Source organism: Bradyrhizobium sp. DOA1, from assembly GCF_001593325.1.
GTDB lineage: Bacteria > Pseudomonadota > Alphaproteobacteria > Rhizobiales > Xanthobacteraceae > Bradyrhizobium.
The window spans coordinates 1,431,577-1,453,279 of record NZ_JXJM01000001.1; the positions used below are offsets into that span (position 1 = coordinate 1,431,577).

A 21,703-nucleotide genomic window follows, 5' to 3' on the forward strand; every position below is an offset into this window, starting at 1 on the left:
GGGCTTCGCAACTATTTTTCGCTGTTGCGGGTGACGGATTTCGAACCGACGATGTCGGTCAGGCGGATGCGGTCGAACTCGCTCCAGACGTTGGCCAGCCAATGCCGGACATAACCACGCAGCACGAAGGAATAGTTCGCGGCCTCGTCGTTGATGCCCTTATTGGCGACGAATTTCAGGAACGGGACGGAGGACACTTCGACCTGCTCATAGGCCATTTCGTTGAGCTTGGGGATGGTCAGCTCGGTCGCGTCCTTGATGCGGTGGAAATAGGAGTTGTAGGTCGCCTGGTCCCACTGGAAGAACTGGGTGTCGTTGATGAAGTTCTTCACCAGGAAATATTTCGCGCCGGTCATGAAGCCCGCCGTTTCCGCGATTTCCTCCAGCGAGGCGATCGAGGGTCCGAGGATGTGGAACACGGCGAAGGTGATCTGGCCGGCCTTGGCGGCGTCGAGGAAGCCGATGTCGCGCAGCGAAGCCAGGGCCGGCGAGAGCAGGCCGGCGCGGACGTCGATCACGGTGACCGAAGGGCTGACCGCATTGAGCGTGTCGAAGATCTTCATCTGGTCGGCCGTGGTCGTCATGTCGACGATCTCGGTGATGTCGGGGTGGAAGCGCTTCAGGGTTCCGCGCGGCGACTCCGTGTCGAAGGCGCGCGTCGGCACGTTGTTGGCTGAGAAATAATCGAGCAAGGTCCGCGACACCGTGGTCTTGCCGACCCCGCCCTTGTCCGCGCCCACCACAACCACTGCCGGCTTTGCCATTGCTGTCCCCTAACGCGCGCCCCCGATCGCGAGGTCGCAATCGGCCGGGCCCCAAATCGATGTCCCAAGGATGCCCCAAGGATGTCCCAAGTCTGCTGTTGGGCGCGAACATGGCAGAAACAAGGGAGAATTCAATTCCTCGGCACATCGTTGGGCCAATTCCCGAGGTTTTTCCCGGTCGCGGGGAAACCTGACGCAATCGCGGCCAATCGCGCCGGTTCAGTGGCGGCCCCAGGGCCCCATCGGATTGCCGGCCGGAGTTCCTGAAGTGCCTGGCGCGGGCACCGCCGGTGGATTGACCGGGCTTCCGGCATCGTCCCACGGGCCATGGCGCAGAGGCGGCGGCTCGCCCTGCGGATCCGCCTGTGCCTCGGGCTGATTGGTGTTATCCGCGACGTCCGGCAGCGGGCCGGGATCATGGCCGCCGCCAAACTTGACCAGCGCGTCGATCCGGGACGGCACCGAGGGGTGAGTCGCAAAAAGATCGGCGAAACCCTCGCGGGGATTGTCGACGCAGAGCTCCATCACCGCCGAAGTGGCGCCCGGCAGCTCGCCGCGGCCCTCGATCTTGCGCAGCGCCGAGATCATCGCATCGGGGTCTTTCGTCAGCTCGACCGAGCCGGCATCGGCGAGGTATTCGCGCGAACGCGACAGCGCGAGCTTGACCACCTGCGACAGCAGCCAGGCCAGTACGATCAGCACGACCGCGATGATGATGACGATCACCGCGCCGCCGCCGGAGCTCTTGCTGTCGCTCGACGAAGAGGATGACCGCGGCGACGAGGACGAGCCCGAGGACCACGAGCCGCCCGAGCCGGAGCTCCAGTTGAGATTGGTGAACAGGCGGAAGAACATTTCGCCGAAGAAGCCGACCACACCGGCGATGATGACGGCGACCACCATCAACTGCACGTCGCCGTTCCTGATGTGGGTCAGCTCGTGGCCCAGCACCGCCTCGATCTCCTTGTCGTTGAGCGCATCGAGGAGGCCGGTGGTGACGGTGATGGAATATTGCCGCGGATTGAGGCCGGTCGCGAACGCGTTCAGCGCCGGGCTCTCCATGATCTTCAGCTTCGGCATGGTGATGCCGCGCGAGATGCAGAGGTTTTCGAGCAGATTGTAGAGCCGTGGTTCTTCCTGCCGGGTGACACCGTGGCCGCCGGTCACGGCATCGATCATCGACTGGTGGAAGAAATAGGCGATCGCGATCCAGGCGATCGCCACAACGGTGGCGAAGGGCGCGGCCTTGAGCAGGTCGGCGAAGGCGCGGCTCAGGTAGTAGGCGACGGTCCCATTGCCGTTGATGACGACCTCGGCGACCAGCGCGCCGGCATAGACCAGCACGTAAACGAGCATGAACAGGCCGGCGAGCAGCAGCATCGAACGAAACTTGTTCGAGGCGATGTGCGTGTAGAGACCATACGCGGCCATGACGCGGGTGTCCTGCCGGCCTATCGGCTCGAGATCAGAACTTCACCTGCGGCACCGTCTCGACCTCGGCGCGGCTGGCGCCGAGATCGAAGAAGTCCTTTTTGGTGAAGCCGAACATGCCGGCGAACAAGGCGGCGGGCAGCTGCTGGATGCCGGTGTTGTATTCCTGGACCGCGTTGTTGAAGAAGCGGCGGCTGGCCGCGATCTTGTTCTCGAGGTCGGAGAGCTCGGATGCGAGCTGCTGGAAATTGGCGTTGGCCTTGAGGTCGGGATAGGCTTCCGACAACGCGATCAGCCGCCCGAGCGCGCCGGAGAGCTGGTTCTCGGCCGCGGACACCTGCGCCGGTCCCTGGGCCGACATCGCCGAGTTGCGCGCCTTGATGACGTCGTCGAGCGTGCCGCGCTCATGCGAGGCGTAGCCCTTCACGGTCTCGACCAGGTTCGGGATCAGATCGTGACGCTGCTTGAGCTGGACGTCGGTGTCGGCAAAGGCCTGGCCGACCCGCTGGCTCAGCGCCACCAGGCGGTTGTAGGCGCTGAAGGCGAACAGCGCGAGGACGACGATGACGCCGAGAACGATCCAGCCGGTCGACATGGAGAACTCCTGAAGAGGGAAGAAGGCGGGCGCCAGCGTAGACCAAATTAACGCCGAACGAGAGCCCGTCGCGGAGGGGAGGTAGGATTTGGTCTGGCGAAGAGCCATCGGAGTTCAAGGCGAAAGCCCTGAACGAGGTTAACTTTCGGCAACAACCGCCTCACCCCAGCGCCAGCGGCGGGCACTCGCATAGGCGGCCTTGTCGCGCCGTGGGACTTTCGTCAGCGCGACACCGCTTTCCGTGCAGAGCTTCGCCGCGATCTCGGCCTTGCCGACATCCGGCGGCGCCAGCACGCGCGCGACGCGCGCGGAGGGCGGCGTCCGGGTCAGGGCGACGTAGATGAAACGCTCGTCCTCGAACGGCACCTCGGCGCCCTTGATCTGCCGATGCGCCTGGGAGCGCGGCAGCCGCTGGGAGAAATGGCACCAGTCGGGCGCGCTGAGCGGGCAGGGCCTTTCGTGCGGGCAGGGCGCGGCGACGTAGGCGCCAGCCGCGATCAGTTGCTGACGCAGGGCGAGGATGCGCGCATAGCCGGCGGGTGTGCCGGGCTCGATCACCACGAGCGCGTGGCGCGCCTTCGCCCACATCGCCTCCGTCAGCGCGCGCTGGTCGGCCTCACTGAGCTCGCCGATGACGTAGCTGGCAATGACGAGATCGGCTTGTGAGACCTCCGCGAGGTTCGCACCGGCGTCACCAGGCAGATAGCGGCACTCCGCCAGTCGCGTGCTGTCGCGCGCCAATTCAAGCGCGAGCCGGCTCAAAGTGGCATTGGCGTCGAGCAGGGTGAAGTCGTGCAGCGACGGAAACGCCTCCGCGGCGGCCCAGCTCGCGGTGCCCGGGCCTGCACCGACGTCGAGTAGCGTCTCCGGGGCAAGGTCGGGTGCGATCTCGGTCAGCGCGTTCAGGCTTGCCGCCACGGCTGCGTAGGTCGCCGGCATGCGCGCCAGCGCGTAAGCGAGCGCGTCGGCGTCCGACTTGATCGTGCCGGAGGTGCCGCCGGCGCGATAGGCGGTCGAGATTTTCTGTGATCGCTGGGCGGCGTCGATGCGCGAAAAGCCCTGGAGCTTGCCGTCGAGGGCCGCTTTCAGTTCGGCGGGGAGGGTGGGTGAGATCATCTTCGCTCACCGTCATCCCGGGGCGCGACGAAGTCGCGAACCCGGGATCCAGAGATTGTCGCGCGGGATTCCGGGTTCTCGCTTCGCGAACCCCGGAATGACGCTGGCGATATCAAGCCACGTTCTGGTCGAGGATGTCCACGGCCTCGGCGAGGCTCACCGAGACCAGCTGCGAGACGCCGCGCTCGGCCATGGTGACGCCGAACAGACGGTTCATTCGCGCCATCGTGATCGGGTTGTGCGTGATGATGATGAAGCGCGTGTCGGTCGAGCCGGTCATCTCGTGCAGGAGGTTGCAGTACCGTTCGACGTTGTGGTCGTCGAGCGGCGCGTCGACTTCGTCCAGCACGCAGATCGGTGAGGGGTTCGTCAAGAACACCGCGAAGATCAGCGCCATCGCGGTCAGCGCCTGCTCGCCGCCCGAGAGCAGCGACAGCGTCTGCGGCTTCTTGCCCGGCGGCTTGGCGATGATTTCAAGACCGGCTTCCAGCGGGTCGTCGCTCTCGATCAGGTGCAGCGCGGCCTCGCCGCCGCCGAACAGCTCGACGAAAAGGCGCTTGAAGTGGTTGTTGACGACCTCGAACGAGGTCAAGAGCCGCTCGCGCGCTTCCTTGTTGAGGCTCTGGATGCCCTGGCGCAGCCGCTTGATGGCCTCGACCAGGTCGTCGCGCTCGGTGACGAGGCCGGTGTGCTGGGTCTCGACCTCGCGCAGCTCTTCCTCGGCGCGCAGATTGACGGCACCGAGGCGCTCGCGGTCGCGGCGCATCCTTTCGAGGTCCTCCTCGATGTCGTGCAGCGGAGGCAGCTCCGCGCCGGGCTCGAGCTCGGCGAGGCCCGCCACGGCCTGCGGCTCGACCTCGAGCATGTCGCGGATCTCACGCTCGATGTCCTCGAGCCGGCGCCGCGCGCCTTCCATGCGCTCCTCGGCGCGAGCAGTCGCCTCGCGGGAGCTGGAGAGCGCCTCCAGCGTCAGCTTTGCGACGCGGTCGGTCTCCGCCATCGCGGTCTCCGCGGTGGCGAGCGCGTCGGCGGCCATCCGGCGGTCGTTCTCGGCGTATTCGATCTCGGTGATCAGCGCGCTGCGCTTCTCGGCGAACACGGCCGGCGCGTTCTCGAGCTCGCTGCGCTCGATCGTGAGTTCGGCGATGCGGGCCTGGATGGTGTCGATGTGGGAGGCCGCGCTCTCCTTGCGGTTCGCCCACTCGGTACGTTCGGCGAGGATCGCCTGCACGCGGCGGTCGGCCAGCTCTGCCTCGCGCGCCAGCGCCTGGGCCTCGGCGCGGACCTGGGCGGCCATGCGGCGATGACCCTCGATGTCGCTGCGGACGGCAGCGAGACGGGTCTCGGTGTCCTCGCTCGACGGCAACTCGCCGATGCCGGCCTGGGCGTATTCGTAGGCGGCCTCGGCCTCGGCGCGGTCGGCGGCGAGACGGCTGTGCGCTTCCGACAGCGTCGCCTTGCGCGCGGCATGGCGGCTGATCTCGCGCTCGGCATTGGCATGACGCTCCCGCGCGATGTTCAGCTCGCGCTGCGCGGCGCGCCAGGCTTCGCGGCTGGCGCCTTCGGTGCTGGCGGCCATCTGCAGCTCGGACTCGGCATTCTCCAGCGCCTGGCGCTTGATCTGCGCGTCGATGCGGGCCTGCTCCAGCTCGTTCTCGATGTCGACGAGGCGGGCGCGCTCGGCCAGCCGCCGCGCGGCGCCGGTCGGCGCGTGAGCCGCGGCAACGAAACCGTCCCAGCGCCAGACGTCGCCTTCGGGCGAGACCAGCCGCTGGCCGGTCTTGAGCTGCGAGACGAGCTCAGCGCCGCGTTCGCGCGGCACGACGCCGATCTGCGCGAGGCGGCGGGCCAGCTCGGCCGGCGCCTGCACGTGATTGGCGAGCGGGGTGACGCCTTCAGGCAGCTCGGGATCGCCGTCGGTGACGCCGGCATTGGTCCAGCGCATCGGCGCCGACGGATCGACAGGCGCGTCGAGATCGTCGCCGAGCGCGGCGCCGATCGCCTTTTCAAATCCCTTGTCGACGGTGATGCCGTCGATGATCGGCGGCCACAGGTTCTTGGTCTCGCCGTTGAGAATCTTGGAGATCGTGCGCGCCTCGGTTTCGAGCCGCTGTGCGCGCTTGTCGGCTTCGACCAGCGGCGAGCGCGAGGATTCCAGCGTCTGGCGCGCGGCGACGTGGGCGGCTTCGCTCGCCTGCGCCGCGGCTTCCGAAGCAGCGAGCGTCTGCTCGGCGGTCTCGACCGTCGCGGTCAGCTCGTCGAGATCGCCGAAGCCGCCGGTCTCGGCCGCAAGCTTCTGCTCCTCCGCGGCGACGTTCGCGATCTCCTGGTCGAGCCGGGCGAGCTTGTCGCGATGGGTGCGGACGTTGGCCTCTAACTGGTTGCGCTTGGCGGTGAGGTCGGCGAGTGCAGTGGTGAGCTCGGCGAAGCGCTGCTCGGTCTCGGTCAGCACCGCCTCGGCTTCCGCGACGCGCTCGTCAACGCCGGAGCGCTTCTCGACGCGCGACTTGATCTCTTCCTTCAGCTCGGCGTCCTCGGTGTCGAGCCGTTGCAGCGCGACGTCGGCGTCCATGGTCTGCTGCTGGGCGCGCGAGATGTCGCCCTCGAACTGGGCGAGACGACGCTCGAGCTCGGCGACGCGCTCCTTGGCGCGCTCTTCCTCGCGGTCGAGCAGTTCGCGGGCGTTGGTCAGGCGCTGCAGCCCGGCCGCGGCACGCGCTTCGGCATCGCGCAGCGCCGGCATTTCGGCGGCGCGGATGGCCTGGATGCGGGCAGCCTCGGCCTGGTGCTGGGTGCGCTCGGCCATTTCGCGCACGGCGATGTCATGGGTCTGGCCGGACTCGTTGACGTCGGCATGGGCGCCGATCCAGCGCAGATGGAACAGCGTGGCTTCGGCCTTGCGGACTTTGGCCGCGACCTCGCGGTAGCGCACGGCCTGGCGGGCCTGCTTCTTCAGGCCTTCCATCTGGCCGGAGAGCTGGCCGATCACGTCCTCGACGCGGGTGAGGTTGGTTTCGGCCGCCTTCAGCCGCAGCTCGGCCTCGTGGCGGCGGGCGTGCAGACCGGCGACGCCGGCGGCGTCTTCCAGCACGCGGCGGCGCTGCTCGGGCTTGGCCTGGATGATCTCGCCGATCTTGCCCTGGTGGACGAGAGCGGGCGAACGCGCGCCGGTGGCGGCATCCGCGAACAGGATCTGCACGTCGCGTGCGCGCACGTCGCGGCCGTTGATGCGATAGACCGAGCCGGCCTCGCGCTCGATGCGGCGGGAGATTTCGAGAAGCTGGCTGTCGTTCATCGCCGCCGGCGCGGTGCGATCGGCGTTGTCGATCGTCATCGTCACTTCGGCGTGGTTGCGCGCCGGACGGTTGCCGGAGCCGGCGAAGATCACCGCGTCCATGTCGGCGGCGCGCAGCGACTTGTATGAGGTCTCACCCATCGCCCAGCGCAGCGCCTCGACGAGATTCGACTTGCCGCAACCGTTCGGGCCGACCACGCCGGTCAGGCCGGGCTCGATGACGAAGTCCGTGGGCTCAACGAAGGACTTGAAACCGTGAAGGCGCAGGCGGGTGATTTTCATAAGCACGCATCTCTGTTGGCAGGCGCGAATCCCCCTGCCGGGACAATACCATGGAAGGCAATGTCGCTGTCTGGGCGAGTCGCGCAAAGCGGCTCGTGCGGCTGGACAATGGCCGCGGTGCGCCGCGAGGGCAACCGGCGAAAGCTGCTTTTCCCAAGGGATTTATGCCGGGATGATACGGCTCTCGATGCGCGAATCAGGTTTGTCGCGTTGCGAATCAGCTCTTGAGCAGCGGATTGATCTTCTTGGCGAAATCCTCGAACGAGGTCTCGCCCTTGATCTTCTCGCCGTTGATGAAGAAGGTCGGCGTCGAATCCACCTTGAGAACGTCGCTGGCATATTTCTGGTCGGCGGCGATCTTGTCGAGCAGCGCCTGATCCTTCAGGCAGGCTTCGACCTGCTGCTGGGTGAGGCCGGCCTGCTTGCCGATCCGCGTCAGCGTCTCGGTGGTGTTCTTCAGCACCCAGTCGTTTTGCTGGCGGAAGAGCATGTCGGTCACCGCGAAGTATTTCGAGGCGTCGCCATTGGCGATGCAGCGCGACAGCATCGAGCCGGCGGCGGCTTTGATGTCGAGCGGGAACTCGCGGAAGATGTAACGCACCTTGCCGGTGTCGATGTATTCCTTCTTGATCTTGGGGAACACCTGCTCGTTGAAGGCGGCGCAATGCGGGCAGGTCATCGAAGCGTATTCGGTGATGGTGACGGCGGCGTCGTTCGGGCCGAGCGCCATGTCAGGCAGCGACACCGGCTTGGCCACATCGGCGGCAGCCTGCGCCATGGCCTCGGACACGAACCGCAGCGGCGAGAGCCCGGCCAGCGCGGCAAGCCCGGTCAGCGACAGCATCATGGTGAAGGCGCGGCGGGTGATGATCACGGTCGGCTCCCGAATTGGCAAAATTATCGGCCCAGGAGTCCATCAAGTTCCACCCGGGCGGCCTGTCGCTAGCTTGAAACGTCGATTGAGGCAATGGCGAGCGGCCAGGACAGGTCCAGATTAGCCGCCGAATGAGGCTCAATTTCGCTTGATGGCCGCCCCGAGGCGGGCCAGCGCCGTCTTCAGCTGTTCATCTTCGATATCGCCCAGGCTCTCCGCCACCTTGGCCACCGATTGAGCGTCCGGCGGGCCGGGCCGCTTCCGGGCCCGGGGCCGCGACAGGGGCGCTTGCCGGAAGGCCAGCTTGCCGACCGCACTCCAGCCGAAGAAACGGTTGACCCGCTCCAGGATCACGTCGGCGGAGTGCTGAATCTCCAGCGCCATCGGCCCCTCGACCCGCAGCACCAGCGTCGCCGGCTCCTGCGGCTGTCCCTCCACCGGCCGCGGCCATTGCATCTTCAGCGGCTCGGCATGGGCCGCGATCTCCGGCCCGGCGATCTGCGCCCACCGCGTCACCAACTCGCGCGCGGCAAAGCCCTGCTTGGCGTAGGCCTCGGCAAAGACGTCGTCGAGCAGGAGCGACAGCGGCTTAGCGCTGATGGGACCGGGCTTGGGAGGAAATTTGGACATGGGGGCTTATAGCATCACCGCGTGCAACCGGCAGGTTCCTAGTCGTCATGGCCGGGCTTGTCCCGGCCATCCACGTTCTTCCTGCGAAGAAAGACGTGGATGCCCGCGACGAGCGCGGGCATGACGTGGAGAGATCGGCGCGTCATCGCTACAGTCAGACATGAGCTCGAAATCCCTTAAGACGAAGCCGGAACCATTTGAGGCGGTCGTTTCGACCCGCCCCACCTTGCTGCTCGCCTGGTACGACCGCCACCGCCGTCGTCTGCCCTGGCGCGCCGCGCCCGGCGAGGCCTCGGACCCTTACCGCGTCTGGCTGTCGGAGATCATGCTGCAGCAGACCACGGTGAAGGCGGTCGGTCCGTATTTCGAAAAATTCGTGGCGCGCTGGCCGGATGTCACGGCGCTCGGCAAGGCTTCGCAGGATGACGTGCTGCGGATGTGGGCCGGGCTCGGCTATTACTCGCGGGCGCGCAACCTCCATGCCTGCGCGGTCGCGGTGACGTGCGAGCATGGCGGCGTCTTTCCCGATACCGAAGACGGCCTGCGTGCGCTGCCCGGCATCGGGCCGTACACCGCGGCGGCGATCGCCGCGATCGCGTTCGATCGCCGCACCATGCCGGTCGACGGCAACATCGAACGCGTGGTGTCGCGCCTGTTCGCGGTCGAGGAGGAGCTGCCGCAGGCCAAGCCGCGGATACAACAACTGGCCGCAACGCTGCTGGCAGACTCCCGCGCCGGCGACGAAAAGTCCCGCGCCGGCGACAGCGCGCAGGCGCTGATGGATCTGGGCGCCTCGATCTGCACGCCGAAGAAGCCGGCCTGCTCGCTGTGTCCGTTGAACGAGGACTGTACGGCGCGCGCGCAAGGGATGCAGGAGACGTTTCCGCGCAAGGCGCCGAAGAAGAGCGGAACGCTCAGGCGTGGCGCCGCCTTCGTCGTCACCCGCGGCGATGAGCTGCTTGTCCGCTCGAGGCCGGAAAAGGGCCTGCTCGGCGGCATGACCGAAGTGCCCGGCTCAGACTGGCTCGCCGGTCAAGACGATGCGGCGGCGAAGCTGCAAGCGCCGGAATTGAATGGGCTGTCCCGCTGGCAGCGCAAGGTGGGCGTCGTCACCCACGTCTTCACGCATTTCCCGCTGGAGCTGGTGGTCTACACGGCGAAGGTAGACGCCCGCGCCCGTGCGCCCGAAGGCATGCGCTGGGTGCCGATCGCAACGCTCGCCGGCGAAGCACTGCCCAATGTCATGCGCAAGGTGATCGCGCACGCGCTCGATTGAACCTTCAGGCGGCGCGGGCGGCGCGCTGGTCTTCCGCCGGCATCAGGAACGTGCGGTTGCGGCCGGTCTTCTTGGCGACATAGAGGCCCTGGTCGGCGCGCTCGATGACGTCCTGCACGTCGCGGTCGCTCTCGTCGAACAGCGCGAGCCCGATCGAGACCGTGAGGGGAATGACAATGTTGCCGTGGCGCACCGTCGCGCTCTCGATCGAGGTCCTGATGCGATCGGCGAGCAGCACGGCGGTCTCCTGGTCGATCTCGCGCAGCAGCACCACGAACTCCTCGCCGCCGAACCTGGCGGCCTTGTCGGTGGTCCGGATCGACTGGCTGACGATCTCGGCGACGCGCTTGATGGCGTCGTCGCCGGCAGCATGGCCATGGGTGTCGTTGATCCTCTTGAAATGATCGATGTCGATCATCAGCGTCGCCATGTTGCGCTTGTAGCGGCGGCAGAACGCGACCGCGTCGTCGGCGACGGCGAGGAAGGACCGGCGGTTCATCAGACCGGTCATGAAGTCGGTGTCGGCGAGCTGGCGCAGCTTCAGCATGTCCTCCTGAAGCTGCATCGCGTTTTCGGTGGCGCGCAGCTCGGCCTCCTTCGTACGCTCTTCGGCAAGGCCGATGCGGCGGAGCAGCGAGCGCAGCGCGCGCGAGAGCTGCACGACCTCGGCCGAGCCGCTCTGCCGCGCCAGCATGGTGGGGCCGTGGGCGCGACCGATACGGTCGGCTTCCCCGGTGATGGCGATGATCGGACCGGCGATCCGGCGCGAGACCAGGATGGCCAGGGACAGTCCTGTCAGTGCCGTCACGGCACCGATGGCCAGGATCGTGTACGCCGACGAGATCGCGGCCGCGAGCGCCACACTCGCCGGCTGGCTCGCGGTGACGATCCAGTTCAGTCCCTGATAATCGCGGTAACCCGTGCCGACGTGGAATGCGGTCAGCATCTGCTGCTCGTCCGCGGTCTCGCGGAAGGTGCCGACGCGGGTCTTCAGAATGCCGGCGAGGTCCTCGCCGCCATAGCGGACGGTCTCCTGCTTTGGTCCGACCAGGACCATACCGCCCTTGCTGAGTATAGACAGCTGCGTCTTGGCGCTGCCATCAGTGGCTTCGGCGTCCTTGATCAGGTTGCTGGCCCAATTCCAGTCGAGATGTCCGCCGAGCACGCCAAGCAGCTTGCCCGCGGCGTCGTGCACGGGAACGGCGATGTCGACGAAGCGATAGGGTTCGTTGTTGGCGCGCTGCGTCAGCAGGGAGGCGAGCAGGAGAGCCTCATGCACGTCGCCAATGGCGACGCTCTTCAGGCCCTGCCTGAACCACGGCCGCGCTGCCACGGACTTGCCTTGCAGCAGGCCGCCGGTTGCTGCGACGACGTTGCCTTCGGCATCGGCAAAGCCGATCCATGCGAAGTCGGAAAAGGAGCGCTGGAGAGCTTCGAGCGCGCTGCGCAGCGCGGCCGGATCGCCCTGCCATAGCGGCTGCATCGGTTGCAGCTCCGCGAACAGCTTGATTTCCTGCTGGCGCGTCGCCATGAAGCGGTCGAGGCGGCCCGAAGTTGTGGAGGCGATCTGCGTCAGACTGCTCTCGATGAGGGTCGCCGTATTTCGATAGCTGATGAGCGCGGCGCCGGCAGCGAGGGTGCCAACGAGGACGATCGACAAGGCCGCCACGGCAGCGGCGATCTGCGTCCGTACCGTCAGGTGGTCTTCAATTGCGTGCAGGCGGTTCTTGGCCTGGTGCAACAGCGCGCGCATGGGAAAGCTCCGGTGTCACGGTGACTTGTCCCATGCGGTAACTTCCAACCGCTTACCGCCAGGGATTCCCTTGGCAATGTGTTGAATCGGCCGTGAAGCCGTTTGGTTGAAATGACCTTAATTTGCGCGGAAGCCGCGGGTCTCGCCGGAACGTGCAGGTCTTCACCTGCCGCGATGCGGGATGATGGTTGCTGACACCAGGTTGTCAGCAGCCCTGGACTACCCATGATGGGCAACGGAGGTTCGCATGGTCAAAACAGCGCTCGACAACTTTCCAAGGCCGCCCTGCGCCGAGCTGCTGGGCTGGCGCCTCCTCGATGCGCGCCCGCAGGCGGGCTGGATCAGGCTCGGCTTCGAAGGCAAGCCGGAGTTTTGCAACCCCGCAGGTTTCATCCAGGGCGGCATGCTCTCGGCGATGCTCGACGACACGATGGGCCCGGCGGTGCTGGTGATGAGCGAGGGCCGGCTCTACACCACCACCATCAGCATGACTGTGAACTTCCTCAGTCCTGCCAAGCCAGGGCCGATCATCGGCGAGGCCAGGGTGACGCAGCTCGGCAAGACGATCGCGTTCGTCGAGGGTAAGCTGATGGCGGAGGACGGCACCGTGCTGGCGACGGCAAGCGCCAGCGAGCGGTTGCTGGAAGCGGCGAGGGTGGTGAAGTAAGAGAGCGTAGCGCTAGCCGCGCGCTACTTCTTCCTGCTCCCCTTGTGGGAAGGTGGCGCGAAGCGCTGGATGAGGAATTCCTCTCCACGAACCCAGATGACGAGATGAACGCGCCGAGACTCTCACCCGAGCAAGTTCGCGTCCGCCACCTTCGCTGCCCTCTCCCGCGAGGGGCGAGGGTGCATTCATGCGCACCTCGCTCTCAGCTAGCGCATCATGCCCCGACCCGCCTTGCGTCCCTGCTTACAATCGCCGGCTTCGCATTCAGCGCTTCCACCTGGAATCCCGCGACGCGCTTGTAGTTGGCGGCGATGTCTTCCAGCTCCTGCTGGGACAGCACGTCGGTGACAACGTCGTAGCCATCGGGCGCGCGCTCCTCGACCAGCTGCATCACCTGCTCCGGACCGTTCTTGCGGTTGAGCAGGACGAGGTCGGTGGTCGCGGGCCGCCGCTCGGCTTCATAGGCGAGTAGCGCGGCTTGGGTGGGTCCATGCGCCAAAATCTCGCGCGTGATGGTGCGGGCATCGAGGATCGCCTGCGAGGCGCCGTTCGAGCCGATCGGATACATGGGGTGCGCGGCATCGCCCATCAGCGTGACCTTGCCGAACGTCCATTGCGACAACGGATCGCGGTCGACCAGCGGATATTCATAGGCATGCGGGCAGTTCCTGATCAGGCCGGGCACGTCGAGCCAGTCGAACCGCCAGCTTTCGAACCAGGGCAGAAACTCCTCGAGGCGCGCGGTGCGGTTATAGTCTTCACGCCGCCATTGATAGGTCGGCGGCATATGGCGCTCGGCGACCCAGTTGATCAGGTGATTGCCCGCTTCGTCCGGCGCCTTCGAAATCGGATAGCAGACGAACTTCAAGATCTCGTGGCCGGCCATGATCATGGTGCGGCCTGTGAGGAACGCCTTCGCCGGCGTGACGCCGCGCCAGAGGATGCGGCCGTTCCAGATCGGCGGGCCTTCGCCGGGATAGAGCTTTTCTCGCGCGGCGGAATGGATGCCGTCGGCGGCAATCAGGATCGCGCCGTCGTAGCTCCCTGCGGCCTTGCCGGTCGCCCTGTCGATGAAGTCGGCGCGCACGCCGTCGGCGATCTCGGTCCAGCCGGTGAGGTGATGGCTGGTGAGGATGTTCTCGCGGCCGAGCCGCTCGACGGCAGTGTCGAGCAGGAGCTGCTGGAGCGTGCCGCGATGGATCGAGAATTGCGGCCATTTGTAGCCGGCTTCGAGGCCCCGCGGTTCGCTCCAGATCGGCTTGCCGTGCTTGGAGAAATAGGCGAGCTCGCGCGTCCGCACGCCGCTGGCGTCCAGCTTCTCCATCAGGCCGAGCTCGATCAGCTCGCGCACCGCATGTGGCAGCACGTTGATACCGACGCCGAGCGGCTTCAATTCCGCGACGCTCTCGAACACTTTTGCGGGAACGCCGATCCCGTGCAGGCTGAGCGCAAGCGTCAATCCGCCGATGCCGCCACCGGCGATGAGTACGGTCATGAGAATGCCCCTCCGATTGGAGGCGTCTTCGCACAGGCGGGCGGCGGTGGGCAACTGCGAAGAGGATTTCGTGCTATGGACCTCGGGGGCGACAGCCGTTATTTTCCGGCTTTCCCATGAGGTCCGACATGCTCAAGCTCTACTACGCCACCGGCACCTGCGCGCTCGCCACCTACATCACCCTGGAGGAGGCCGGCGCCGACTACACGGCCGAACGGCTGAGCTTCAAGGACAACCAGCAGAACAGCCCGGCCTATCTCGCCATCAACCCGAAGGGCCGCGTCCCGGCGCTGGTGACCGATCGCGGCGTCCTGACCGAGACGCCGGCGATGCTGGCTTACCTCGCGCAAGTCTTCCCCAACGCGAAGCTCGCGCCGCTCGACGATCCCTTCGATTTCGCCCAGGTGCAGTCGTTCAATTCCTATCTCTGCTCGACCGTGCACATCAATCACGCCCACAAGATGCGCGGCGCGCGCTGGGCGACGCAGGAAAGCTCGTTCGCCGACATGAAAGCGAAGGTCCCGCAGACCATGGCCGCCTGCTTCTCCCTGATGGAGCAGAAGATGTTCAGGGGACCTTGGGTGATGGGCGAGCAGTTCACGATCTGCGATCCCTATCTCTACACGCTCTCGACCTGGCTCGAAGGCGACAGCGTCGACATCAATGCCACGCCGAAGATCGCCGACCATTTCAAGCGCATGTCGGACCGGCCCGCGGTCCGCAAGGTGATGGAAGCGCAGAAGGCGTAGGGAGCAAAGCTCTTGTAGGGTGGGCAAAGGCGCGCAGCGCCGTGCCCACCATGCTTCCAAGATTGCCGCACAAGTGGTGGGCACGCTTCGCTTTGCCCACCCTACGGGAGCTTGCGCTTGGCTTGCTCCAACTCCCGTCCCGTCTCCAGCATCAGCCTTCTCAGCCAGATCGAGCCCGGGTCCATCTGCGCGCGGGTCGGATGGAACATGAACTGCTCGTCGATCCCCGGGTCGAGCGGCGGCGTCACCGTGACCAGACCGAGCTGCTTCGACAGCGCTGCGATCAGCCGGCGCGGCACGAAGGCGACGAGATCGGTGCGGGCAGTGACGTGCAGCGCTTCGAGATAGCCTGACACCACCAGGGCGATGTGCCGCTCGATCCCCTTGGTGCGCAGCCAGGGGTCGATCAGATCCTCATTGCTGCCGCGAATGATCACGCCGACATGGCGCGCGGCCAGGAACGTCTCCCGCCGCTTCAGCTTCGCGCCGATCGGATGGCCGCGGCGCACGGCCAGCGCGTCGCTGTCGGTATAGAGCAGCTGGCGGTGGAAACCCTTGAAGGCGTTGCCGATCGAGATCACGAGGTCGATGGTGCGGGCGAATTCGGCATGGAAGATCGCCGATCCGCGCCACGGCACCACGTCGATGCGGACGTTGGGGGCGGCCCGCGTCACCTTCTCCATCAAGGGCGGCATCAACAGCTCGACCGCGAGATCCGGCATCATCAGGCGGAATTGCCGCTCGCTGCGCGCCGCGTCGAAATCCTCCGGCACGAACAGTCCGCGCACCTGGTCGAGCGCCTGCGCCAGCGGCACGCGCAGGGCCAGCGCTCGCGGCGTCAGCTCCATCCGTGCGCCGGTGCGCACCAGGAGCGGATCGCCGAAGATGTCACGCAGGCGCTGGAGCGCGTGGCTCGTCGCCGGCTGAGACAGGCCGATGCGCATGGCGGCGCGGCTGACATTGGCCTCGCGCAGCAAGGCGTCGAGGGCGGTCAACAGATTGAGGTCAAGCGAATTCAAATTCATGAAGTGAATAGATATCATATTCTATATCGATTTGAAGAATGCCATTTGCCCGGCGATCATCTCGGCGTTGTCACACAAGGAGATGCCGCCATGAGCGCGAGCGCCAACAAGAAACTGCTGCAGGATATCTTTGCCGCGGCCGCCAACCCTGATCCCGCCGCGCGCGACCGCGCGCTGTTCACCGCAAGCCTCGCCGATGACGCCCAATGGATCGTGACCGGGCAGTATTCCTGGTCGCGCACCTTTGCCGGCAAGGAGGCGATCCTCAACGATCTGCACGGCTACGTCCGCACACGCCTGCGCGACCGCACGCGTACCGTCGCCCACCGCTTCATTGCCGACGGCGACATCGTCGTGGTGGAGGCCAAGGGCGACAACGTCACCCCCGCGGGCGTGCGCTACGACAACGACTATTGTCTCGTGTTTCGCCTGGAGGACGGCAAGATCAAGGAAATCCGGGAATATTGCGACTCGATCCTGACCGAGAAGGCGCTCGGTCCTTTTCCGCAGGCACTGCTGAGGCCTGCGAGCTGAGTGGATCGCATGCAGAGTCCGCCGACCGATCTCATCCTGCACAGATGTCGATGCTCGTGCGCGCCTGGCAGGCGCTGGCCGGGACCGTCCGTATCAGGCGCGAGCGGTCCCGGGCTCGGTATCAGCTCGCCGCCATGACCGAGCGGGAGCTTCTGGACTTTGGGATGACCCGGGCGGAGATCGCGTACGAGCTGCATAAGCCCCGGCGGAGGAAATGACGAGGGAGGTGGCCGGTCCGGCGGAACCTTTTGGGTTCCGCCGGCGTTTCCTTCGCTTCCGGGGCAATTGCGCCCCCGGCATCGCGCGCGTTTGGGAATTTCATGCTGGTTGGGGCTTCGGACGTTTCGACACGGGTGGGCCGCAGCTTCCCAGGACTCCGTGAGCGACTGAGAGATACGACTGCGGCTGCGCACCGGGAGCTCGATGCGCAGCTTTCATCGTTCGATCTCACCGTCGTGGCGGGCTATCGTCGCTTTCTTCAAGCCAGCGCCGGCGCGCTACTTCCGCTTGAAGCGGCGCTCGTCGAGGCAGGCGTCGCCAGCATGTTTCCGGATTGGCCGGAGCGGTCGCGTAGCGCCGCGATCGCGGCCGATCTCGGACGGCTCGGCAGTGCCGCGCAACCCACCGTGTCCGTGCCGCCGCTGACGCCTGGCGGCATGCTCGGCACCATGTATGTGCTGGAAGGCTCCCGGCTCGGAGCCAAGTTCCTGCTGAAGGAGGTCGCCGACGCCGCCGACCCGCGCATCACGGAGGCGACCAGCTATCTGAGCCATGGCGCGGGCAAGCGGCTGTGGCAGAGCTTGCTGTCGAAGCTGCAAAGCGAAGAGGTCAGCGACGAAGATGAGGTGATCGAAGCGGCGCGCGCGGCCTTCGCGGCGTTCGAGCGGGCGGCGGACCGGGCATGAACGAAGCCGTCAATCTCACCAATTGCGATCGCGAGCCGATCCACATTCCCGGCAGTGTGCAGCCCTTCGGCTTCCTGCTCGCGGTGCTCTCGGACTTCACGATCTGCATGGCCTCAGACAATGCCGGCAGCTTCCTCGGGGCCGACGTCGCCGATCTGTTGCAGCGGCCGTTATCGAGCGTGATCTCGGAAGCGGCCGTCGAGACGATCCGCAACCGTGTCGATCATCTCGCAGGGCCGGACGCGACCGAGCGTCTGTTCGGTGTCGAGCTCCAGGCCGGCAAGCCGCTCTACGATCTGTCGATCCATTTCTCCGGCGCCTATCTCGTGGTGGAAGCCGAGCCCAGCGTCAACGAGCCCGGCGTCAATTCCGGCGAGCTCGTGCGCCTGATGCTGGAGCGCATCCGCAAGACGCGCGGCATGACCGATCTCGCCCGCGAGGCGGCGCGCCAGCTCAAGGTGCTGACCGGCTTCGACCGGGTGATGGTCTACCAGTTTCACCCGGACGGATCGGGCGAGGTCATCGCGGAGACGGCGGAGGCCGGGCTCGAATCGTTCTTCGGCCTGCGTTATCCGGCTTCGGACATCCCGCGGCAGGCCCGCGCGCTCTACCAGCGCAACTGGCTGCGCATCATCGCCGACGTCAATACCCGGCCGGCCGCGCTGGTGTCGACGGCCACGCACAATGCCGGACTGCTCGACCTCTCGATGAGCGTGCTGCGTTCGGTGTCGCCGATCCACATCGAATACCTCCGCAACATGGGCGTCGCCGCCTCGATGTCGGTGTCGATCCTGCGCGACGGTAAGCTGTGGGGCCTGTTCGCCTGCCATCATTATTCGCCGCGTTACATCTCGTTCGACAAGCGTACGGCGTCCGAGCTGTTCGGCCAGATGTTCTCCTGGATCGTCGAAGGGCGCGAGCGCGAGGGCGACGTCGCCTATGAGGCCCGCGCGCACCAGGTGCAGGAGCGGCTGATTGAGATCGCAGCCTCGCACGAGCACAGCCGGCGCGCGATCGTCGATTTTCTCGGCGACTATCGCAAGATGATCGCGTGCGACGGCGTCGCGGTCTGGTCCGACGACAGGATTGCATGCGAGGGTGAGACGCCGACGGAGGACGAGGTGAAGGACCTCGTCGCCTTCATCAACCGCACCTCGCCGGGCCGGATCTTCGCCAGCGCCGAGATCGCCAAGGTCTACGCCGCCGGTGAGGCCTTCCGCGACCGCGCCGCCGGCTTTCTCGCCATCCCGATCTCGCGCACGCCGCGCGATTGCCTGATCTTCTTCCGCCGAGAGGTGATGCGCTCGGTCAACTGGGCCGGTGCTCCCGACAAGGTCTATGACGAGGGCCCCAACGGTCCCCGGCTGACGCCGCGCAGAAGCTTCGAACTGTGGCAGGAGACCGTGGCGGGCCAATCGAAGCCGTGGTCGGTCGCCGACATTCGCATCGCCGAGAGCCTGCGCGTCACCCTGCTCGAGGTGATCCTGCAACTGTCCGACCTCGCCGCGCGTGAGCGGCGCGGCGCGCAGGAGCGGCAGGAACTGATGATTGCCGAGCTCAATCATCGGGTCCGCAACATCCTGAGCCTCGTCCGCGCGCTAGTGGCGCAGAGCAAGGACACCGCGACCAGCATCGAGGAATTCGCCAGCGTTCTCGGCGGCCGTATCCAGGCACTGGCGCGCGCGCATGACCAGATCACCAACCTCAATTGGGCACCGGTGGCGCTGCGCACCCTGGTCGAATCCGAGGCGGGCGCCTATCTCGGCTCGCGCGCCGACCGCGTGAAGATGGGCGGCCCCGACGTGGCGCTCGATCCCAAGGCTTTCGCGACGCTGGCGCTCGTCGTGCACGAGATGATGACCAACTCCGCCAAATACGGCGCGCTTGCCGATTCCACCGGCAATGTCGAAGTGGTCTGGCGCCTCGATCCGTCTTCCAGCCTCGTCATCGAATGGAAGGAGAGCGGCGGTCCGCCGGTGCAGCCGCCCTCGCGGCGCGGCTTCGGCACGACGATCATCGAGCGGTCGGTGCCGTTCGATCTCAAGGGCGATGCCGAAATCCGCTTCGACCTTCTGGGTGTGCACGCGAAATTCGTCATTCCCCCCAATTTCGTCCAGCTATTGCCGTCCATCGCGGGAGCCGCCATGCGCATTGAAGAGCACAAATCCGCCAAGCCCAGGATTTCCGAGACGGCCCTGATCGTCGAGGACAACCTGATCATCGCGATGGCCGCCGAGGTCATCCTGCTCGACCTCGGCGCCCGTCACGTCGACACCGCCGCGACTGTCGATCAGGCGCTGCGCTCGATCGAGCGCACCCGGCCGAGCTTTGCCCTGCTCGATCTCAACCTCGGCAGCGAGAGCAGCATCAAGGTGGCGCACAAGCTGAAGGAGATCGGCGTGCCCTTCATGTTCGCGACCGGCTATGGCGAGCGCGCGCCGCTTCCGGCGGAGCTGGCCTCGGTGCCGGTGGTCCAGAAGCCCTACACGCTGGAAGTGGTCGAGAACGCGCTCGGGAAATTGCAGCAGGTTAGCGCCGGGTAAACCTTCGTGGGCCGAACTCTGCATGGCGCTGCGGATTTCTGCTCGGCTGTGCACGGCTGCCGATAAAATCAGCACGTTTTGTGCGGGGCGGTCCTGCGCGCGCGAACAATTTGAAGGTTCAATTAACGAGTGTCCCCCATTGTGCCGCGGTGCAGCGTGAGTCGCATCGACGCGATGTGAGGCTGCCGGGGTGGCCGCGACATCGCCGGAATCGTTCGGCCGCTCGAAGTGACATGCATCTGGGTGGACAGTGGGAATGGCGAAGTTTCGTTTGCGGATCAGGGGACGCCTGTACGCAGGCTTCATGGCCCTCGTGGCGGTCGGTCTGGTGATGGCGGTGGTTGCCGTCTGGAATTTGCGGGCGGTGCAGGATCAGGTTGCAAGACAATCCGCGCTGTCGGACAGCACGGCGCGCGTGCTGGAGATCTCGACCCATCTGCAGGCGATCCAGCGCGCCAATCTGCGCTACGTCTATGACGCCAATGAGTCCGCCATGAAGGAAGCCCAGGAGCGGGAAGCCGCGGCGACCGAGCTGTTGCAGGTCGCGGCGAAAGGCGCGCTCTCGGAGGAGCGGAAGAAGCTCTACAACGGCCTCATCGACGACATCGCCAAGATGCGGCGCCTGCGCGACAATCTCTCCGACGCCGTCAATGAAGCGAGGACGGGCAAGGCGTCTCTGCTGCCGGGCGGGGAAGAGCTGGCGGCCAAGATGAGCAAGCTGGCCGATACGGCGCGCGCCGCCGTCGATGAAGACACCGCGGCCCTGGTCGCGGACCTCGAATCCAGGGTCCTCCTGGTCCGGATCGCGAACTGGCGTTTTCTGGCCTTGCGCGATGCGCAGGGGCCGGCCAACTTCAGGGCGAGTGTGGACAGGGCGGCACAACGGCTCTCGGCGCTGGAAAAGAGCCCTCAAGCGACGGAGTTGCGCGCCACGCTCGCGCCCGTGAAGACCTCGCTCGGAATCTACAAGTCCGCGTTCGAGACGACCTCGGCTGCGATGCTTCAGGCCGACGAGATCTATCACAAGAGCCTCGCCCCGCTGATCGTCGACAGCATCGCCAGGCTCAAGGCCGCGGAAGCGACGCTGAAGAAAGACTATCAGGACTCGCGCAGCCACGCCGAGGCCGTGATCGCGGGCACGACGACCGTTCAGGAAGTCGCAGGCGGTCTCGCCATCCTGTTCGGCGGCATCGTCGCCTTCCTGATCGCCCGCAGCATCGTCGGGCCCCTGGCCTCGATGACGCGCGCGATGGGGCAGCTGGCCGGCGGCAATCTTGCGGTCGAGATTCCCGGGCGCGGCAAGGCCGACGAGATCGGCGACATGGCCAAGGCGATCCAGGTGTTCAAGGACAACATGATCGACACCGAGCGCATGCGCGCCGAGCAGAGCGAGCTCGAGGCGCGGCAGGCCGAGACCCGTAAGCAGGACATGGTCAGGCTTGCCGACCAGTTCGAGCAGGCCGTCGGCGAGATCGTCAATACCGTGTCGTCGGCATCGAACGAGCTCGAGGCCTCGGCCGGCACGCTGACCACGACCGCCTCGCGCGCCCAGGATCTGTCGACCGAGGTGGCCTCCGCATCGCAGGAAGCCACCGCCAACGTGCAGGCGGTCGCCTCGGCCACCGAGGAGTTGTCCTCCTCGGTCGGCGAGATCGCCCGTCAGGTGCAGGAATCCGCCCGGATCGCCGGCGAGGCCGTCGGCCAGGCCAGCAGGACCAATGACCGCGTCGGCGAGCTCTCCAAGGCAGCGGCGCGGATCGGCGACGTCG

The 21,703-nt window shown here is 66.2% G+C and carries 18 protein-coding genes; 8 read left to right on the plus strand and 10 right to left on the minus strand.

Annotation, left to right across the window (positions count from 1 at the left end; genetic code table 11):
- Nucleotides 1-11: 11 nt before the first annotated feature.
- The 7 genes from SE91_RS06640 to SE91_RS06670 form a co-directional block, all read right to left on the minus strand.
- On the minus strand, nucleotides 12-764 hold the full coding sequence (locus tag SE91_RS06640) for a P-loop NTPase family protein (protein WP_008565118.1): 753 nt from the start codon (nucleotides 762-764) through the stop codon (nucleotides 12-14).
- Nucleotides 765-983: 219 nt separating this feature from the next.
- Complete coding sequence (locus SE91_RS06645) at nucleotides 984-2,195, minus strand: M48 family metallopeptidase (RefSeq protein ID WP_061847009.1); 1,212 nt, start codon at nucleotides 2,193-2,195, stop codon at nucleotides 984-986.
- A gap of 34 nt (nucleotides 2,196-2,229) precedes the next feature.
- A complete protein-coding gene (locus SE91_RS06650) occupies nucleotides 2,230-2,790 on the minus strand; it encodes a LemA family protein (protein WP_061847010.1) in 561 nt (186 codons plus the stop codon).
- A 138-nt stretch (nucleotides 2,791-2,928) separates the two neighbouring features.
- Entirely contained in the window at nucleotides 2,929-3,906 is a 978-nt protein-coding gene (locus SE91_RS06655) for a small ribosomal subunit Rsm22 family protein (RefSeq protein WP_061847011.1), read from the minus strand.
- Between the two features lie 112 nt (nucleotides 3,907-4,018).
- Nucleotides 4,019-7,483, minus strand: a complete 3,465-nt coding sequence (gene smc, locus SE91_RS06660) for a chromosome segregation protein SMC (protein ID WP_061847012.1) — start codon at nucleotides 7,481-7,483, stop codon at nucleotides 4,019-4,021.
- A gap of 217 nt (nucleotides 7,484-7,700) precedes the next feature.
- Nucleotides 7,701-8,357: a DsbA family protein gene (locus SE91_RS06665; protein ID WP_008565102.1), complete on the minus strand. Its 657-nt coding sequence runs from the start codon at nucleotides 8,355-8,357 to the stop codon at nucleotides 7,701-7,703.
- 138 nt (nucleotides 8,358-8,495) lie between these two features.
- Nucleotides 8,496-8,987 carry a DUF721 domain-containing protein gene (locus SE91_RS06670; RefSeq protein WP_008565099.1) on the minus strand — a complete coding sequence of 164 codons (492 nt, stop codon included), beginning with the start codon at nucleotides 8,985-8,987 and terminating at the stop codon, nucleotides 8,496-8,498.
- 160 nt (nucleotides 8,988-9,147) lie between these two features.
- Here SE91_RS06670 and mutY point away from each other — a divergent pair, with 160 nt between their 5' ends.
- Complete coding sequence (gene mutY / locus SE91_RS06675) at nucleotides 9,148-10,263, plus strand: A/G-specific adenine glycosylase (RefSeq protein ID WP_061847013.1); 1,116 nt, start codon at nucleotides 9,148-9,150, stop codon at nucleotides 10,261-10,263.
- 4 nt (nucleotides 10,264-10,267) lie between these two features.
- Here mutY and SE91_RS06680 read toward each other — a convergent pair whose 3' ends face one another.
- Nucleotides 10,268-12,016 (minus strand): sensor domain-containing diguanylate cyclase, encoded by a 1,749-nt coding sequence (locus SE91_RS06680; protein ID WP_061847014.1) that lies wholly within the window; start codon nucleotides 12,014-12,016, stop codon nucleotides 10,268-10,270.
- Nucleotides 12,017-12,263: 247 nt separating this feature from the next.
- Between SE91_RS06680 and SE91_RS06685 the strand changes: the two genes are divergently transcribed.
- On the plus strand, nucleotides 12,264-12,683 hold the full coding sequence (locus SE91_RS06685) for a PaaI family thioesterase (RefSeq protein ID WP_061847015.1): 420 nt from the start codon (nucleotides 12,264-12,266) through the stop codon (nucleotides 12,681-12,683).
- 214 nt (nucleotides 12,684-12,897) lie between these two features.
- Here the strand turns inward: SE91_RS06685 and SE91_RS06690 are convergent, their stop codons facing one another.
- Complete coding sequence (locus SE91_RS06690; RefSeq protein ID WP_061847016.1) at nucleotides 12,898-14,178, minus strand: flavin-dependent oxidoreductase; 1,281 nt, start codon at nucleotides 14,176-14,178, stop codon at nucleotides 12,898-12,900.
- A 128-nt stretch (nucleotides 14,179-14,306) separates the two neighbouring features.
- On the opposite strand from SE91_RS06690, the gene SE91_RS06695 reads away from it, so the two are divergent.
- Nucleotides 14,307-14,927, plus strand: a complete 621-nt coding sequence (locus SE91_RS06695; RefSeq protein WP_061851016.1) for a glutathione S-transferase family protein — start codon at nucleotides 14,307-14,309, stop codon at nucleotides 14,925-14,927.
- 101 nt (nucleotides 14,928-15,028) lie between these two features.
- On the opposite strand, the gene SE91_RS06700 is transcribed toward SE91_RS06695, so the two are convergent.
- The gene (locus SE91_RS06700; protein WP_061847017.1) at nucleotides 15,029-15,952 is read right to left on the minus strand and encodes a LysR family transcriptional regulator; all 924 of its coding nucleotides are present in this window, start codon (nucleotides 15,950-15,952) and stop codon (nucleotides 15,029-15,031) included.
- A 90-nt stretch (nucleotides 15,953-16,042) separates the two neighbouring features.
- Between SE91_RS06700 and SE91_RS06705 the strand changes: the two genes are divergently transcribed.
- The 5 genes from SE91_RS06705 to SE91_RS06720 form a co-directional block, all read left to right on the plus strand.
- A complete protein-coding gene (locus SE91_RS06705; RefSeq protein WP_061851017.1) occupies nucleotides 16,043-16,486 on the plus strand; it encodes a nuclear transport factor 2 family protein in 444 nt (147 codons plus the stop codon).
- A 50-nt stretch (nucleotides 16,487-16,536) separates the two neighbouring features.
- A complete protein-coding gene (locus tag SE91_RS35095) occupies nucleotides 16,537-16,704 on the plus strand; it encodes a YjiS-like domain-containing protein (protein ID WP_082813903.1) in 168 nt (55 codons plus the stop codon).
- Nucleotides 16,705-16,734: 30 nt separating this feature from the next.
- Nucleotides 16,735-17,391, plus strand: coding sequence for a biliverdin-producing heme oxygenase (locus tag SE91_RS06710; RefSeq protein ID WP_349540735.1), 657 nt, complete (start codon nucleotides 16,735-16,737; stop codon nucleotides 17,389-17,391).
- A complete protein-coding gene (locus SE91_RS06715; RefSeq protein ID WP_061847019.1) occupies nucleotides 17,388-19,934 on the plus strand; it encodes an HWE histidine kinase domain-containing protein in 2,547 nt (848 codons plus the stop codon). The genes SE91_RS06710 and SE91_RS06715 overlap by 4 nt, the downstream gene beginning before the upstream one ends.
- A gap of 256 nt (nucleotides 19,935-20,190) precedes the next feature.
- A partial coding sequence (locus SE91_RS06720; RefSeq protein ID WP_061847020.1) for a HAMP domain-containing protein occupies nucleotides 20,191-21,703 on the plus strand: 1,513 nt, incomplete at its 3' end.

Bases quoted from the DNA above. Each gene is read 5' to 3' on its own strand.
- SE91_RS06640 (WP_008565118.1), bottom strand. From the start codon at position 764: ATGGCAAAGCCGGCAGTGGTTGTGGTGGGCGCGGACAAGGGCGGGGTC.
- SE91_RS06645 (WP_061847009.1), bottom strand. From the start codon at position 2,195: ATGGCCGCGTATGGTCTCTACACGCACATCGCCTCGAACAAGTTTCGT.
- SE91_RS06650 (WP_061847010.1), bottom strand. From the start codon at position 2,790: ATGTCGACCGGCTGGATCGTTCTCGGCGTCATCGTCGTCCTCGCGCTG.
- SE91_RS06655 (WP_061847011.1), bottom strand. From the start codon at position 3,906: ATGATCTCACCCACCCTCCCCGCCGAACTGAAAGCGGCCCTCGACGGC.
- smc (WP_061847012.1), bottom strand. From the start codon at position 7,483: ATGAAAATCACCCGCCTGCGCCTTCACGGTTTCAAGTCCTTCGTTGAG.
- SE91_RS06670 (WP_008565099.1), bottom strand. From the start codon at position 8,987: ATGTCCAAATTTCCTCCCAAGCCCGGTCCCATCAGCGCTAAGCCGCTG.
- mutY (WP_061847013.1), top strand. From the start codon at position 9,148: ATGAGCTCGAAATCCCTTAAGACGAAGCCGGAACCATTTGAGGCGGTC.
- SE91_RS06680 (WP_061847014.1), bottom strand. From the start codon at position 12,016: ATGCGCGCGCTGTTGCACCAGGCCAAGAACCGCCTGCACGCAATTGAA.
- SE91_RS06685 (WP_061847015.1), top strand. From the start codon at position 12,264: ATGGTCAAAACAGCGCTCGACAACTTTCCAAGGCCGCCCTGCGCCGAG.
- SE91_RS06690 (WP_061847016.1), bottom strand. From the start codon at position 14,178: ATGACCGTACTCATCGCCGGTGGCGGCATCGGCGGATTGACGCTTGCG.
- SE91_RS06695 (WP_061851016.1), top strand. From the start codon at position 14,307: ATGCTCAAGCTCTACTACGCCACCGGCACCTGCGCGCTCGCCACCTAC.
- SE91_RS06700 (WP_061847017.1), bottom strand. From the start codon at position 15,952: ATGAATTTGAATTCGCTTGACCTCAATCTGTTGACCGCCCTCGACGCC.
- SE91_RS06705 (WP_061851017.1), top strand. From the start codon at position 16,043: ATGAGCGCGAGCGCCAACAAGAAACTGCTGCAGGATATCTTTGCCGCG.
- SE91_RS35095 (WP_082813903.1), top strand. From the start codon at position 16,537: ATGCTCGTGCGCGCCTGGCAGGCGCTGGCCGGGACCGTCCGTATCAGG.
- SE91_RS06715 (WP_061847019.1), top strand. From the start codon at position 17,388: ATGAACGAAGCCGTCAATCTCACCAATTGCGATCGCGAGCCGATCCAC.